Source organism: Rothia sp. HMSC064D08, from assembly GCF_001809525.1.
GTDB classification, from domain to species: domain Bacteria; phylum Actinomycetota; class Actinomycetes; order Actinomycetales; family Micrococcaceae; genus Rothia; species Rothia dentocariosa.
Window position 1 is genome coordinate 87604 of sequence record NZ_KV797887.1, and the last position, 15587, is coordinate 103190.

The 15587-nt window shown below is 57.2% G+C and carries 9 protein-coding genes and 1 pseudogene; 5 read left to right on the plus strand and 5 right to left on the minus strand.

The window, feature by feature from the left end; all coding sequences use genetic code 11:
* A pseudogene (locus HMPREF2625_RS00530) lies at positions 1-252 on the plus strand (peptidase domain-containing ABC transporter); the annotation flags it as partial.
* Positions 253-486: 234 nt separating this feature from the next.
* On the opposite strand, the gene HMPREF2625_RS00535 reads toward HMPREF2625_RS00530, so the two are convergent.
* From HMPREF2625_RS00535 to HMPREF2625_RS00545, 3 genes are all read right to left on the minus strand, one after another.
* On the minus strand, positions 487-741 hold the full coding sequence (locus HMPREF2625_RS00535) for a hypothetical protein (RefSeq protein ID WP_070520454.1): 255 nt from the start codon (positions 739-741) through the stop codon (positions 487-489).
* A gap of 229 nt (positions 742-970) precedes the next feature.
* Positions 971-1711 carry a lytic transglycosylase domain-containing protein gene (locus HMPREF2625_RS00540; protein ID WP_070520457.1) on the minus strand — a complete coding sequence of 247 codons (741 nt, stop codon included), beginning with the start codon at positions 1709-1711 and terminating at the stop codon, positions 971-973.
* A 277-nt stretch (positions 1712-1988) separates the two neighbouring features.
* Positions 1989-2732 carry a peptidoglycan-binding protein gene (locus tag HMPREF2625_RS00545; protein ID WP_070520460.1) on the minus strand — a complete coding sequence of 248 codons (744 nt, stop codon included), beginning with the start codon at positions 2730-2732 and terminating at the stop codon, positions 1989-1991.
* Between the two features lie 136 nt (positions 2733-2868).
* Here HMPREF2625_RS00545 and HMPREF2625_RS00550 point away from each other — a divergent pair, with 136 nt between their 5' ends.
* Together HMPREF2625_RS00550 and HMPREF2625_RS00555 are read left to right on the plus strand one after the other, a co-directional pair.
* Positions 2869-3627, plus strand: a complete 759-nt coding sequence (locus HMPREF2625_RS00550) for an ABC transporter ATP-binding protein (RefSeq protein WP_070520463.1) — start codon at positions 2869-2871, stop codon at positions 3625-3627.
* A gap of 36 nt (positions 3628-3663) precedes the next feature.
* A complete protein-coding gene (locus HMPREF2625_RS00555; RefSeq protein ID WP_083295575.1) occupies positions 3664-6447 on the plus strand; it encodes an ABC transporter permease in 2784 nt (927 codons plus the stop codon).
* Positions 6448-6580: 133 nt separating this feature from the next.
* Here the strand turns inward: HMPREF2625_RS00555 and HMPREF2625_RS00560 are convergent, their stop codons facing one another.
* Positions 6581-9526, minus strand: coding sequence for a multicopper oxidase domain-containing protein (locus HMPREF2625_RS00560; RefSeq protein ID WP_070520466.1), 2946 nt, complete (start codon positions 9524-9526; stop codon positions 6581-6583).
* A gap of 133 nt (positions 9527-9659) precedes the next feature.
* Here HMPREF2625_RS00560 and HMPREF2625_RS00565 point away from each other — a divergent pair, with 133 nt between their 5' ends.
* Positions 9660-10292 carry a hypothetical protein gene (locus tag HMPREF2625_RS00565; protein WP_070520469.1) on the plus strand — a complete coding sequence of 211 codons (633 nt, stop codon included), beginning with the start codon at positions 9660-9662 and terminating at the stop codon, positions 10290-10292.
* A 258-nt stretch (positions 10293-10550) separates the two neighbouring features.
* Positions 10551-11861, plus strand: a complete 1311-nt coding sequence (locus HMPREF2625_RS00570) for a glycosyltransferase family 87 protein (protein ID WP_070520473.1) — start codon at positions 10551-10553, stop codon at positions 11859-11861.
* Positions 11862-11951: 90 nt separating this feature from the next.
* Here HMPREF2625_RS00570 and HMPREF2625_RS00575 read toward each other — a convergent pair whose 3' ends face one another.
* Positions 11952-15377 (minus strand): prolipoprotein diacylglyceryl transferase, encoded by a 3426-nt coding sequence (locus HMPREF2625_RS00575; RefSeq protein ID WP_070520476.1) that lies wholly within the window; start codon positions 15375-15377, stop codon positions 11952-11954.
* Positions 15378-15587: the final 210 nt, after the last annotated feature.

A 15587-nucleotide genomic window follows, 5' to 3' on the forward strand; every position in this document is an offset into this window, starting at 1 on the left:
CAGTATCAGTGCACGAAGGTTGTGGTGGCGCACAGGCTTTCGACGGTTCGCAACGCCGAGAATATCGTGGTCATGGAAGATGGGCGCATTATTCAGAGCGGACGCCATGATGACCTGATGATGGTTGAGGGGCGTTACCGGGAGCTTTATTCTCAAGAAGAGCAGAGCAGCCAGGCGGGGTACATTTGGGCGCAGTGGCCCCCCACGAAGGTTTCTCGCCACGGCTTCGGCTTGGGAATGTTCACCTCGTAGTTCACGACTCTGTTGGATGCGCGGTGCACGCGGGCGTTCTGTGCGAGTGTTTCAACAGCTCGCTCCCACTTGCAAACTATCGTTCCCACTTGGCGGTTTGGAGGGTGAATTACCCTACGACAGGAACCGCGTAGTTGCGCCTGCCGCCGATGTAGTGGGAGAGCAACACAGAGACTACAAATATATAATGAAGTTTTTGCTGGGAGCCTTGGTAAACTTTTTGATCTTAGCTAATTATTTAAGGTATTTATCAGCACCACCGCCAATGAACCAGGACTCAAACGCACTATTTGATAGTACGGGTTTTGACCCCAAATAAGTAAAAGAATCCGTACTCTCAAGGTCTGTAGCAATTTCATCTACGTGTTGCAGTAGCGCCCGAAATTCTTTGAGAAGTGGATCATGAGGAGTGTCTTCGCGCTCTGCTATACACTCTTCGAGCTTCTCTTTGACTACAACAGGGTGCCAAGGACTGCTCTTTTGCGTCATAAAATATCCTATCTGTTGGTATAAATTTTACAGGCTAAAAATTAATGATAGCCTGCCTGTCGATAGTACTATACCATCATGTTTTACCAAATTGAAACATTTATTTAAATTAATTATTTTCTGAGGTTTATTTAGAGTTTGATTAATTATTCGAGTGTAAAACAATAAACTGTGTACATTCTGCAGTAAAGAATATAAAAATTTGACGGTAATAATTTTACAGAATGTCCTAACTTTCTTGACGGTTGCGTGAAGTCAGCATGGTTGTAGTATTAGAGGGTTCGGTGGGCACCGCATCCGGAGCGGTGGAGTCTTGCTTGGAAGCCTGAGCTTCAATGCGCACAATCTGCGACTGTTTAAACCGGTGGTCCGGCGTGCAGGTCAGCTTATATTTTGTTTCGGAAAGATCGCGGATCTTCTGCACATAGTTCTGCGTCTCGGGGAAGGGCGGAATACCCTTGTACTTCTCGACCGCGCCGGGACCAGCGTTGTACCCGGCAAGCGCCAGATCGAGTGCCTCGTCATCATTGTGGGCGTACTTGCCCAGTCGTTTCTTGAGTGATTCCAGGTAGCGACCCTGCGCATCAATTGAATTGTGCGGATCGAGAATATCGCCGCCGTTACCCCAATCCTTCCAAGCCTCATCGGTGAACTGGGCTACGCCTCGGGCACCCGCGCTCGAAGCCGCATTGATGCGCCAGTGGCTCTCAGTTTCAAGCTGCGCCGCGATCACACCCGGGCGGATATTCGCCGTCTGACCGGCCTTGCGGAGATCCTCGTGCACCTCTTCCGGCGCATAGGTCAAATCGGTCATACCGCAGTAGTCGTCGTAGGTGGCGGCGAGCCCCACCACACCCGTACCCAGGAGCAGCGCGGAGGCAATAATCTGCCAATGCGCCAGCGCCCCGGCAGTCACCTTTGTGAAGATATTCTTGCCGGATGCGGTCTTGAGTGAGCTCTTCTTCGCCATCCCTCTAGCCTAGCACCCCAGCAAGCCCAACTGGCGCGGTTTTCACGGACCGGAAAGCTATAATTTCGGCGAAAATTAGATATACAGAATTATGTATGGCTTATAGGCATACTGCGGCTTATTCAGAGGCAAGCTGTTAAATACGAGAAGCCACACCTGAGTGTGGCTTCAAGAGTTGGCGCTTGGAAGACTTTCGCGAAGAATCGCTCACCTCTAGCTACCGCTTAAACTTTAACACGAGAGCGCATGCGCACCGCAAGAACCGACAGACCCGAACCTACCGAGCCTCAATACCGTCGGGGAGGTCATCGCTGGTGAGATAGTAACCGTTGGGCCAGATAACGCTCCAGGTGACGGCTCCGCTACCGCCTTGATCCCCCGAAGAACGCGCAACCGCGCGAACAACAAATACGCTCTGTGGCTTATCCATACCCGGAATCCTGACCTTAGCCTCGCGGTAATCCCGCACCTGAATATAGGTGCCGGGTTCGGGATAGAGCCACTTACGCGCGTACTGCTCCGCCTCCTGCATAGTCTTCAAACGTACCTTGGAATAGTCGAATGTGCAGTCAACCTCTCCATCTGCCACCTGCTGGTAGGAGACGTCCTCCGGGCATGTAGGTTCTTTCCCTGGAGAGGCGCTGGCAGACCCACTGGCACTGGGGGTGGCGCTTGTCGCATCGGCTTTATGCTGTTCCTGCCCAGCGTCAGATGAAGTACTCGGAGACGGTTTGGCAGTATCTGTTGCGGAGGGTGAAGCAGATTCCGAGGGTGAATCCTGCGCTCCCTGCGACTGCTGTGGCTGTTCCGGCGCGGGTGCCGCCTGCGCGCTCTGCTCAGAAACCTGCGGGGTCTGTACCGGGGCGCTTGATGCCGGCGCGGAACTTGTGGATACGCTAGGTGTCGCCGTTCTGCCGGGTGTCGCCTCGTTCCTCTGCGTACCTTTATAAAGCAGGAACATCAGGGTCAAGAACGCTACAATCGCTAGTGCTATGAGAGCGTATTTACGGATTTTTGCCACGGAGTCAACCTCGCCATCGGTGTAAGCACTGAGGGTTTTTCTTTAATGGTATCCGTGGAAACTATAAATATGTAGGGGTTTTCCCTTCCGGTATAAATACAGAGTTTTGCGGTGGGTAACTGTAACAATTAAGAATATGACTACGACAGAAACCACCGCTGAAACTCCAGCGGTATCCACCAAAAACCTGTTCAAAACCTACGGTCGGGGTGAGGCAACTGTGCACGCCCTGAATAATGTCACTATTGATTTTGAGCGGGGTAAGTTCACCGCGATTATGGGTCCTTCGGGCTCGGGTAAATCAACGCTGATGCAAACCCTCGCTACACTGGATACTCCCGATCATATTCCAGAGACCAGCATCCGTATTGGTACCACCGAACTGTATGGGCAGAGGGATAACCAGCTGACCGAGTTCCGGCGTGAGCACGTGGGGTTTATCTTCCAGGCGTTTAACCTGGTGCCTACCCTGACCGCTGGGCAGAATATTGATTTGCCGTTGGGGTTGGCGGGTAAGAAGCCGGACCCGGTTTGGCGTGAATATCTGGTCAAAACCCTCGGTCTGTCGGATCGGTTGGGTCATCGCCCCGAGCAGCTTTCAGGTGGTCAGCAGCAGCGTGTTGCTATTGTGCGTGCGTTGCTGTCGCGTCCGGAGGTGGTGTTTGCTGATGAGCCCACCGGTAACCTCGACTCAAATTCGGGTGCCGAGGTGCTCAGGCTATTGCGGGATGCCGCCACTGAGCAGAAGCAGACGATTCTGATGGTGACCCATGATGCGCATGCCGTTTCGTATGCTGATCGTGTGGTGTTTTTAAAGGATGGTGCGATTGCTGGGGAGATGTCGAATCCTACGCATGATGCTGTGCTGCAGGCGATGGGACAGCTGGAAGGGTAAAGCACTCGCGCATCTAACAGGAGGGGAAATAGCCGCATGTTTACTATGTCTAAACGAACTAATACATCTCTGAATACGGTGGCGCGCTCTAACCTGCGCGCTTCTAAAGGTAAGTACGTTCTGACCGGCATCGGCATAGCGGTTGCCTCATTCTTTATTGCCGCCATTATTGTGCTCCTCGGCTCGCTACAGGGAACTATGGATGCCGCGATAGGAGATGTGCTCTCAGAGGACGATAACGTGGTCCTCTCGGCTGGAACTAACAACCCAAATAATTACACGGCGAACCATTACCTCACGCCCGAAAATCTCGACACGATCACCAACGACCCTTCGGTTCAGCGCACCTGGGTCATATATGACGGGCAGGGTAAACTTGGCACCGGAGAAAACTCAGCAAAGGTGCGGTATACACCGGCTCCCACCGATACCGAGCTCTTCCCCTTCCCCATTGACGGCAAACTGCCGGGCACAGACACCGAGCTGTTGATCTCAAAAGAATTCGCCGAAAAACACAACCTGCACCTTGGCTCAACGGTGACCTCACCGGATGTTGTGGCAGCTATTACCGACCCTAATACCAGTGCCACCAAGGAATACACCATTGCTGGTATTTTCGACACTGGGTTCTCCGGCTCGTTCTCGAACGATAACGTTTATATTGGTGGTACCTCCTATCAGAACGCGGCAGATGAGGCGCTCAAACAGCTTGACCTGAAATCTATGGAGGCAGCACAGCTACCGCACCCCAGCATGACGTTCGTCCAGTTCAAAGGTGACGATGACGCCCACGCACGCACCGAGCTACAGAAAAAGCTAGCTACCGGTGATCAGAATACCGAACCCGTGGTGAAGTCAGGCGGGGAATACCTGCAGGATCTCAAAGAAGAAACCTCACAATTCTTTGCCTTTATCGGTGTGATTCTAGGGGCGTTCGCTGCGCTCGCCCTGCTGGTCTCATCTTTCGTTATCTCAAATACGTTCGCGGTGCTGGTCGGTCAACGCATCCGCGAGTTGGCGCTACTGCGCACCCTGGGGGCGCACGGGAAATCCCTGGTGCGCATGCTCTTAGTTGAGGCGCTCGTGGTGGGGGTTATTTTCTCCGCTATCGGCGCTGCGCTCGTCTACCCGGTCGCAGCGCTCGCCGGTGTGCTGTTTAAAGATTTCATGGTCTCGTATAACCCGCTGGCGTTTATGGTGGGTGTGGTGGTCTGCACGCTCGTGACAGTTATTGCATCGCTTGCTCCGGCACGTAGCGCCCTAAATATTTCACCCATCAGCGCATTAGGGGAGGGTACCGCCCAAGCCGTGAAGAAGCCGGGCATTGCGGGTCTGATTCTAGGTATAATCGCCGCCGCCGCAGGGGCAGCAGCAGTGTGGCAGTCGCTGAGTCTGACCAGCGCACCGGACGCAGGTGTGCAGCAAAACAGTGCTGGGGTGCTGTTAGTCATGGTCGCGGCGTTGCTTTTGGGCGTTGCCGTGTTCTTATTCCTGCCGTGGTTGTTGCCGCCGCTGATTCGCGTGTTTGGTTCGGTGATCCGCTCCCAGACCGGGAACCTAGCAGTCGCTAACGCGCTACGTTCGCCCAAGCGCACGGTTTCAACCGGGCGTGCCGTGTTGGTGGGTGTGCTCGTGGTGTCTGCAGTACTGAGCGGGTACTCCATTATGACCGCATCTACGGCGAAATCCATGGAACGTGCCTATCCCGTCTCGGCGACGGCAACCTACGGGACCGGTGGCGGTACGGGGGCTGAGAGCCTTGCCAAGGCGCACTCGGTTGCCGATAAAGTGCAGGGGATTAAGAATGTCGAAAGCGTTGCGGTGGCTCCAGCCGCCGGTGCCCTAGAGTACACCCTCACGTCGAAAGACGGCAGCCAGTCAATGAGTAGCACCGCGAGTATGGTGGCGCTCAGTCAGGAAGACTTCGCCAAGGTTATTCCGGCTGAAGGTAAGTACCCGACTGAAGATAACACGGTGCTCGTGCCCGAATCCCTGTATAACAATGCAGGCTTTGACGATTCCACCCGCCTGAAGGCACGCGGACCCTTGGGAGAGATTGAACTTAAGCCTATCAAGTCGACCAGTAAGATCGCGAATCTGTATGTGGTGAACCCAGCCACCGGTGCTAAACTGCAGAACCCGGATGATCCGCAACCCTTAACCCCGCAGCAGCCCGGAGAAGCTGGGGAACAGCCCCAAGGCTCAGCCGCGCAGGGGCAGCGGGGCGCATCCACTGCCTCAGGGGGTATGAATCCCTCAGCCGGGGCGGAGACTATGGTGCTGGTACACGCTAAATCCCCGCTGACCGCTACTGAGAATTCCACGCTACAGGATCAGCTTAATAAGGCTAATGACGGCAACGAGTTCACCGGCGGTCTACAACAGCGCAGTCAGCTCGATCAGGTTCTGACGATCATGCTGGGGATCACCCTGGGTCTTCTCGCCCTCGCCGTGGTGATCTCGGTGATCGGCGTGGCAAATACGATGACTCTCTCGGTCAATGAACGCCGCCGCGAGAATGCGATGCTGCGCGCGTTGGGGCTCTCCCGCAAGCAGCTGCGCCGTATGATTTCGGCGGAGGCGGTACTGATCACCCTGGGCGCGGTGGCGTTGGGTATCCTTGGGGGTGTGTTTATCGGTAGCGTGAGCGCAAAGGTGGTGCTTGCTGCGACCGACCAAAAGGTGGAGTTCGTGCCGGATCTGCCGTATCTGGGTCTGGCGCTGATATTGCTGGTAGGTCTTGCTTCGGCGCTGGTTGCATCCGCTCTGCCGGCGGCACGGTCGGCTCGGATGTCGCCGGTGGAAGGACTCGGCAGCTAGCTAGTCTACGCTGAGCCCATACTTTTGTCATGGTTGTGCTTTGAAAAGACCACAACCATGACAAAAGTATGGGAGGACAGCAGGGAAAAGCGGGGAGGCGACAGCGATAATCCCGCCTCCCCGACTGCCCGGACTACTTATCCGTCACCTTAATCTTGCCCATGGCGCCGCGTTCCATTTCGGCGAACCGGTGGTTCACGAACGTGTACGTGCCGGGTTCGCGGAACTGCATCTCAACGAACCCGCCCTGCGCCGAGTCCAGATCGAGGGCCTGCGAGTGACCGCCGCTTTCCCCATACGGGTCTCTGCCGTCCCGCAGCAGGTAGCCACCCTCCTTATACACGGTGTCAAATTGTGAGCCGACCACGTGGAAACTCATGCCCTTCGACGGTCCCGCAGCCAGCAGCCAGATGCGCACGCGCTCGCCGGTTTTCACCTCCAAAGGCTGATTCACATACTGGGTGGCGTGCCCATTGAACATGGTGAGCGAGGGGGTGCCCGCCGCAATGCCGTCAGAGGAAACTTCGGCAAGTTTATTACCGTCAGCCGCGGTCTGCCCCGTATCGGTCAGGTATGTTTCATTCTGAACCATCACATACTCATGATCCACCGGTTCCAGATTCGGCGGGTCGATAATGACGGCACCATACATGCCTGCCGCCATATGCAGACTCATGGGCGCGGTCGAGCAGTGGTACAGCCAAATACCAGAACCGGTAGCCTCAAAACGGTAGGTCAGCTTCTCGCCCGGGGCAATGGTTTTCATCGTGTTATCGGGCGAAACCATGCCCGCGTGGAAGTCGAGCGAATGCCCCATCGAACCGTTGTTCTCCAGGGTAATCTCGAAGACATCGCCCAGCTTACCGTGCAGCACCGGACCCATATACGAACCGTTGAATGTCCATGCCTTCACATCAAGCCCGGGTGCAATTTCACGGTCGAGCTCCTGCACATCCATGGTCATCTTGTGAACAGTCTTACCGTCACGTTTCTCGCCCGCAGGCACGGGACGCAGCACCGGGTCACGGCGCTCATGATCTTTGCCGGGGGATGCGTGCATATCAATATTCGCGTTCTGCGCGGTCAGCAGGTTCGTATTTGTGCCCGAGCCATTTGACCCGTTATTACCGCCGGAACCACCCCCGTGATGCCCGTTCGCCTGCAGGTTATTGCCGGTGGTTTTCACGTGAAATACCATGCCCTGCTGGCGGTGCCCGGCCACCGAGCACCAGCCCTCAAGGTCGGAGGTCACCACGCCAACATCCACGCTCTTTGTCTCGCCGGGGTTCAGCGTTCCGGTCTTCGCGCCGTTGGCGAAGGTGAGGTCGTGGGTCATGCCCTGATCGTCGTTCGTCACCTCAATCACCAGGCGGTTACCCACCGGAACCTGCGCGGTATCGGGCGTAAACCGGTAGTTTGAGGTTGCCTTGACCTTCAGCGTTGTGGTCTGCCCCGTGCCGGTCGCCGTAGAACCACCTATAAAGTTGAATCCTACTGAGCTGGGATCGGCTGCAATACCCAAGGTCAGCGCCAGAATCACCGCAAGCGCACCGAAAAGGGTCTGCCGGGTATGATTCACAGGTTCCTGTTTGACCTCTGTGACAGGGGCAGGCTTCTCGCCGCGCGCCCGCGCCGCCATCATCTCTTTACGGGTATTGACCGAGGCCTTAACGCCGCGCACCATAAACGGCAGGAACGAAGCCAGACCGAGCGCACCCACGGCAGAGACAGCGACCTTCACCCAAGAGCCCGTAAGCGCATTCGGCAGCATGAAAATAATAAGGCTCAAGTTCACAACCGTCACGCGCCCGGCGGCAAGCCTACTGAACTCCTTATTGGATGCGCGCACCACGGCGGGTCCGCCGCCCCTACGCTGGGGGAGCAGGTAACTCATAGCCCCTAGAAGCACCTGAAGCAGGAAACCCGCCACGAAAATGGGGGTTACCTCGCTCATGCGAAGCTCCTCAAACGGGGTGGTGAACACCAAGCCGGCAGTCCACACCACGCCGATAATAAGCCAGATAAAACCTGCACCCACCGACATTGGTGGGAACTCTGTGGGACGCTTCGTACGAAGGGTTCGCACCATCACCCACGCCACGATCAGCAGCCCCAGCAGATACACGAGCAGGCCCGCGCCCGCGAGGGGGCGCATCCCGAAGAGTGAAGCGAGCGTGGTAACCCCAACGCCCACACACATCAGAATGAGGGCGCGCACGCTGGTTCCCAAAGCGTTTTCGACCATCTTGGTGCGCAGCATCGTAGGCCAGAACGTAATCAGGGTACCAACCACCGTAATACCCACGAACCCGAGAACATTCACGGCCTCATGCGCGAGCATAAACTGCGAATGCAGCGTGCCCCGCAAACCAGGCAGGGCCGTCATCGCGCCCAGTACGGCACCGACGGGAAGCAGGAACGCCGCGGCTATATAGAAACGAATCGTAGCGCCAAACCGCGAGGGAAGCGCCTGCTTGACCTGGCGAAGAAGCGCATAGCCATGCCAGGCGACCATAGCACCCACCACCAGCGCCCCGACAACCGTCAAGGGATAGAACTGCGGCATGAGATCCTGCAGAATCATGCCCGCCATCAGCAGCACAATACCGCCGTTAAGCGCAAAAATACGTGTGACCTGAATACCGCGGGCCGAATCAGGAATTTTAATCTTCATGAGCGCTTCGGTGAAGTGCTGGCTCCAGATCAGAATCGAATTCGTAATCAGCCCCAGAGTCACCATATGCACGATCAGCCAGCCGCCCTTGGGGATAAAGCGATGCACCAGAATTGCGATAATAACGCCAAACATCCAGTACGATACCGGTTTCGATGCGCGGCGGTGCCAACTGCCCCGACCGGAGGCGCGCTTAGCAATCTCCTCGGGCGTTAGCGAGGCGCCGGGGAGCTCGGTGGGGCGCATCCCAATTGTGAGTCCATCGTTGCCGGAACCCGAAACATCGGCCCCGGACCGTGCAGAACTTTGCGCCGCGCTCGGCTTTGAGGATGCGCCGCCACGACCGGTATCGCGGCCGGTTGATCCCTCTGAGTCAGAAGTGGGGTTATGGGGATTCTCGCTCACGGTGTTGTCTTTCGATCGCTTTTAGTCACAGTGCATATAGTTCCATTATATTGCCCGAATCATGCGAATTTTGGCTTTGCGTGAGCCGTCATACAGTACGGTTTCGATAGGTGGTAACCGCTAGAATAGCCCTATGAAGTATCTGACTCTCGCCCCTCTCGCCGCCGTTTCCGCCGTAATGCAAGCGCTCGCTATTTACGCTTATGACCAAGACGGAATGGCGGTAGCGGGGCAGATCTTCTTTCCCGTTCTCTTTACGCTGATGGCGTTGTACCTGATGATGAGGAATCCGGGTGGGTCTGCCAAACAGCTTGTGGTGGTGGTGCTTGAGCTGGCAGTTTTCGCCGTCACGATGGTGGGGGTAAATCAGAAAAATCCTTATCTGTACCCCTCGATTATCGTCTACTATGCGGCGTTTGCGGTGCTTGCCTTAGAGGTCGCGGTGCGCATCGCCGAGATGCCCAAGAAGGCGAAGGTTCAGGGCGATAGCGAAGACCCCGAATCTTCCGATCAGGATGCGCCTGCCGAGGGCAGCGATGATGCCGCCTCCGTAAAAACCGATGAAAAACCCGCGGCGAAATCTTCGGCGGCAGCAAAATCGGTGGGTCATGGACTGCGGCGCTCCCGAGCTCAACGCGGTACGCACTTGGTGGCGAAGGTGAAGCCGCGTGAAGGCGCTGAGTCTTCTGGGCAGAGTTCTCAGGGTAAGACTCACGACAGCACGAAATCTGAGACCGAAAAACCTTCGGAAAATAATTCTGACTAGTATATATTTTGTATTTGGAATATATCGTGGGTGGCTTGTTCGCATAGGAGGAGGAACCGCATTCGCTGCACACCAGCGATTGGTTCGTGCATCCCGCAACACAAGCAATGTCTTTAACGTAAGCAGATGTCGCCCCAGAAAGACAGGCTCTCATCTGGGTATATGCCCGAAGGGGAATATAATCTTTCGGCGAACAGAATATCCACGCTACACTAAAGGGCGAGAACTTCAGCTCAGTAAGACAGGTACTAATACGCCATGACTGAATCCCGCGCCCAGACTCCGGTTCTGGGCAAACTTGCAGTAGTGGCGCTCATCCTCATGGTGGTGGGCGGCTATATTTTTGAAGCCTTCGTGAACACCTACGGCGGTCTGGATTTTTCGATCTATCGCATGGGTGCCATGACCATTTTCGATAATGAAGGCTTCGACAAAGAACTTTATGGGCGCGCTATGGTGAGCATCGGCGTGCTGGATTTGCCGTTCACCTATCCACCCTTTGCGGCGCTGGTCTTTCTGCCGTTCGCCTTCATACCGCTCAAGGTGGGTATGGCGATTATGGTGCTTATTACGACCGCCGCCGCCTGGTGGCTCTCCAGCATCATGTATTCCTATGCCAATGCACATGGCCGGCCTTTACCGCTTCAGGATAAGCTCGGGCGTTACGGCACGATCGCCGCACTCACCATAGTGGTAATGCTCTGCGGACCCTGGCGGCGTACCTTCGACCTTATGCAGATTAACCCCATCATTATGGTGCTGATTCTTGCCGATTTTCTGCGCCCGGCAACACGTGTGCCGCGCGGAGTACTTATCGGTATCGCTGGCGGTTTGAAACTGACCCCGCTCGTATTCGGACTTATTCTGCTGGTGCGCCGCGACTGGAAGGGCATTATCACCCTCGGTGCAACCTTCCTCGCCACCATTGCCCTCGGCTTTGTGCTACTGCCGCAAGAAGCCCCGCAGTACTGGTTCCACGCGGTTTCAGATCCTTCGCGTGTGGGCGATATTAACTTCGTCGATAATATTTCGATTCAGGGTTGGCTCATGCACTATGGGCTGAACGGAACCGCCGCCAAGCTCTGTTTCTACCTGCTGGCGGTGCTCTCCGTCGTGCTCACCGCCGCGATTCTCTATCAGCTCGAACGCCGCAACAAGGCTCTCGCCCAGGTTGCCGTGACCGGGTTCCTCATGGTCAGCCTCTCGCCGATCAGCTGGTCGCATCATAACGTGCTTCTGCCGCTTCTGGTTCTCGTGCTTATTGTGGATGCATTCGGCGAGTTCTTCACATACCTGCCGCCCGCTGCGATGACTGTGGCGCGCATCTTGACCTGGGTGGGCGTTGTGGGGCTCTATATTTCCCCGCGCGTGCTCGGCGGCATGACTCAGTGGAATATGAACGGGCTCGAATTCTTGGCTGCGCCGGGTGTTGCGCTGGGTGGCACGCCGATCGTGTGCCTCTTTATCGTGACTGTTCTGCTGTGGGGGTGGGCGGCCCTCACCCCGAAAGCCCGCAGCGCTTCGGTCAAACCTGCAGCAGAGTCGGCAAACGCCCCGAACTCGGCATAGCCTTGCGAACCGTGCAGAAGACCCCCGCATCGTGATCGACGATGCGGGGGTCTTCTCTATCTCGGTTTAGACCAAGAAGTTATCGGCTACCTAGCGAATACCGACGTTCCAGGTGCCCTGGAAGGAGTTAATCGCCAAGTAAACATCTTCGGAAGCGTCAAACTTCGCGGTGCCCTGGAACTCTGAGGTGCTGGATTCCAAGATGACATCGTTCGAGCGGGCCGCATCCATCACGCGCAGGTTCATTACCGGCCTGCGCTCGTAGCCAGCCTCCAAAGTGCCCGAGCCGCCCGAGTAGATCACGGCGTAGGAGTTGAACGCGGCGCTGATCTTCTCGCCCTTAGAAATCTTCGGTGCGGAGGAAGCATCGTAGACGCGAATAAGCCACTCGCCCTCACTATCGACATTCACCTTGCGGGTGGGGCTGGAAGTCTTCAAGTCCATCCACAGGGTGCCCGAGATTTTATCTTTGGTCAGCGCGGAGGTGTACAGAGCGAAGCTGGAAGTTTTATCGTCCCCCGTGCGCCCCTCCAGGGAATGGCGCGAGTTGGATTCTTTGGAGGGGGTGAACTCATAGTAGACGATAGCCTTCGAATCGTTGCCCTTGGGCTTCTCGATATCGATGGTCTGCTTATCCTTGCCCTTGTACTCCTTGAAATCGCCGCTGGGCAGTTTCGCCTCAACATTCTTCAGCTCGGCGGGCGATGAGCTTGCCGAGCTCTCTGACGATGCCTGGGCTGCCGATGATGACTCGGCGGGGCTTTCCGATGCTGCTGCATTGGAAGATCCGCGCGGCAGGGTGAAAATCAGCACCAGAATGATAATAATCAACAGCGCCACAGCACCGGCAATTACGCTCCACCCGGCGGGAGTCGCAAAGAACGGGCGCTTCGGCTTCTCGGGCTGGTTGAAGGGAGTCTGACCGTTTGCATACGGTGAATCGCTGAACCCGGATGCTGCCGCCGCAGTGAACCCGTTGAGCGCATCCGAGGTGTTTGACTCGGAGTATTGCTGATTCTGGTTCGACTGGTTCTGATTGTACGAACCCTGAGCAAAACCGCTGTTCTGAACGTTATTATTCTGAGCACCGTTCTGCTGCTGGAACTGCTGCGATTGACCGGCCTGGTACTGACCCTGCTGAGGCTGGTTCTGCTGCGACTGCGAGCCCTGGAATTGGCTGGGCTGACCCTGCCCCTGGAACTGGTTACCCTGCTGGTTCGAAGCATTCTGCACCGAGTGCTGCTGATTCTGCTCCGGCTGAGAGCCCTGATCCTGTTGAGCGTTCTGACTCTGCGCGCTCTGACCCTGCACGCCCTGGCTCTGAGAACCCTGCTGCTGAGCCGAAGCGCCGGATGCGCCCGCCCCGGAGGAGGCCGCTGCACCCGCGCCCGCTGCGGCGCCTGCGACAGCACCAGCGGCGGCACCCGCACCAAAGCCCGAGCGTGACCGATCCTGCCCCTGCTGAGGCTGTTGTCCCTGGTACGACTGATCGGACTGACCCTGCCCCTGCTGAGGCTGACCGGACTGAGAATATCCTGACTGGGATTGTCCGGGCCGCACCTGGCCGGATTGCTGCTGTTGAGACTGCGACTGAGCGAACCCCTGCTGGCTCTGCTGCTCTCGACTCTGGGACTGCTGTGCCTGCGAACTCTGGTTCGGGGCACTCTGACCCTGGGTGTCTCGGTTCTGAGCGCCCTGGCTTTGGGTACTCTGGGTTCGCGGATCCTGCGCTTGAGCGCTTCGCTCCTGAGCGTTCTGCCCGGCAAATCCCTGCTGGGACTGGGCGCTTAGGCCCTGCTGCTCGGAACCCTGGTTCTGCTGCGCAAAACCTTGATGCTGATCAGAGCCCTGCTGTTGCTGGTTGAAGCTCTGCTGGCGCTGTGTAGAATCCTGCTGCTGACGCTGGGCAAATTCTTGCTGACGCTGGGCCTCAAAAGACTGCGGCTGTTGACCCTGCTGAGACTGTGCGGGCTGCTGCGGCTGAGCCTGATTCTGCTCACGGGACTGGCTGAACTGCTGCTGCCCGGGCTGATTCTGCCAAGGCTGAGGAGCCTGCGCATCGAACCCGCGAGGCTGCTGCTGGTTCTGCGAACCCTGCGCTTGAGGCGCCCGATTCTGCTGATCCTGACCGCCAAAGCTCTGCTGTGACTGTGCGGCCTGCTGAGACTGAGCACCAAAATTCTGCTGGGAATCCTGCGATGCAAATCCCTGCTGCTGAGAGCCGCTTCCCGGCGTCTGAGACTGTGAAATGGTTGAACTCGACTGACGCTGCGCAAAATCCTGCTGACGCTGCTCAGAGCCAGAGTCCTGCTGCTGATTGAAGCTTTGCTGGCGCTGTGTAGAATCCTGCTGACGCTGCGCAAAATCCTGCTGACGCTGAGCCTCAAAAGACTGCGGCTGCTGAGATTGCCCGGGCTGTTGGGTCTGAGTAACGTGTTGAGACTGTGCGGGCTGCTGAGGCTGAGCCTGCTGCCCCCGGTTCTGAGCGTTCTGCTCCTGAGAACTCTGCGCGGCAAAGCCCGACTGCTGCTGATTCACGGGAGTCTGAGGCTGCCCCTCAAAACGCTGCTGCGTGGGAGGAACCTGGGAAGTGCCGCGCGGGGGAGTAGCCGGTCGGGAAGATACCTGAGCCTCGGTACCACGCGCATCAGCCGAATCGCGTGCATCCGTAGGCTTACCCTGCGACTGACCCGAAGGCTGCTCGGGGCGCGACTCGCGTGAAGGAACCTGCTGCTGTGCGGACTCTGAAGATACAGGCTCCTGTCGTGCAGCCTCGGACCGTTCGGCACCTGCTGCAGCGGCAGAACCTGCGGACCCCTGAGAATCCTGTGCGTCGCTGAGGGGCTCTCGCGCATCGTAAGAAACACCCGAACCCTGCGCGACTCCCGGTTGCTGTGCGCTCGTCTCCGGCGCGGATGGGGCATTGTGGGTATCGCGAGCGGGCTCGCGGGTAGGCTCCGAAACCTGAGGCTTTGAAGCCTCGGCGGTGCCGCTCTGACGGTTTACGGGGGTCTCAGGAGCGCTCTGCTCGGAACGCACCTGCGAATCGGCTGAAGAGCCTGCCGCTGCACCGGAACCGGATGCGCCCGCACGCTCACCCGCGACCTCGCGCGGCTCGGAACCGGCTGGCGCCGCATCCTGAGCGTGGGCAGACTCCGCCTGAGTCTTCTGCTCAGGGGTCTGCTGATGGGAAGTTTTCTGCTCGGCAAACTGTTCGGAAATAGTCGGCGCGGTACGCTGCTTCGGGGCAGAATCCTGCGCAGACTCACCGCTCTGCTCAGAGCTTGACGATGGCGAGGGCTTCGCGCTGGAAGAACCCTCAGAAGAGCCCGATGCGGCAGATGAAGACTCCGCCGTCGAGGGTGCCTGCTCATTCTCAGGCTCGGGCTCCTCAATCCACAGCTGCCAACCTTCGGGAACAGGACCCCATGCGGGATCGGGCCGCCACGTCGGGGTAGGAGACCACCCGGCAGGCGGTTTGGGCCAATTTGGGGGCGGATTGAAGACGAGAGCCATCTGAACCTTCCTTCACTACTGGCGCCAAAAACACCCGGAAGCGTAGGCACGAGTAGCCTCAAATTTTAAACTACGGTAACCCTCAAATTATGGCATATTTCCCATAAAATATAAGCCCGAAAAGTTCATAGGCGGGTAAATTATTACACCGTAAGGCAACCCGCACAGATGGCCCCGGTGTGACATTCGGGGGAGGGTCCCCTCTATTAT

Bases quoted from the DNA above. Each gene is read 5' to 3' on its own strand.
- HMPREF2625_RS00550 (WP_070520463.1), top strand. From the start codon at position 2,869: ATGACTACGACAGAAACCACCGCTGAAACTCCAGCGGTATCCACCAAA.
- HMPREF2625_RS00535 (WP_070520454.1), bottom strand. From the start codon at position 741: ATGACGCAAAAGAGCAGTCCTTGGCACCCTGTTGTAGTCAAAGAGAAG.
- HMPREF2625_RS00575 (WP_070520476.1), bottom strand. From the start codon at position 15,377: ATGGCTCTCGTCTTCAATCCGCCCCCAAATTGGCCCAAACCGCCTGCC.
- HMPREF2625_RS00570 (WP_070520473.1), top strand. From the start codon at position 10,551: ATGACTGAATCCCGCGCCCAGACTCCGGTTCTGGGCAAACTTGCAGTA.
- HMPREF2625_RS00555 (WP_083295575.1), top strand. From the start codon at position 3,664: ATGTTTACTATGTCTAAACGAACTAATACATCTCTGAATACGGTGGCG.
- HMPREF2625_RS00565 (WP_070520469.1), top strand. From the start codon at position 9,660: ATGAAGTATCTGACTCTCGCCCCTCTCGCCGCCGTTTCCGCCGTAATG.
- HMPREF2625_RS00540 (WP_070520457.1), bottom strand. From the start codon at position 1,711: ATGGCGAAGAAGAGCTCACTCAAGACCGCATCCGGCAAGAATATCTTC.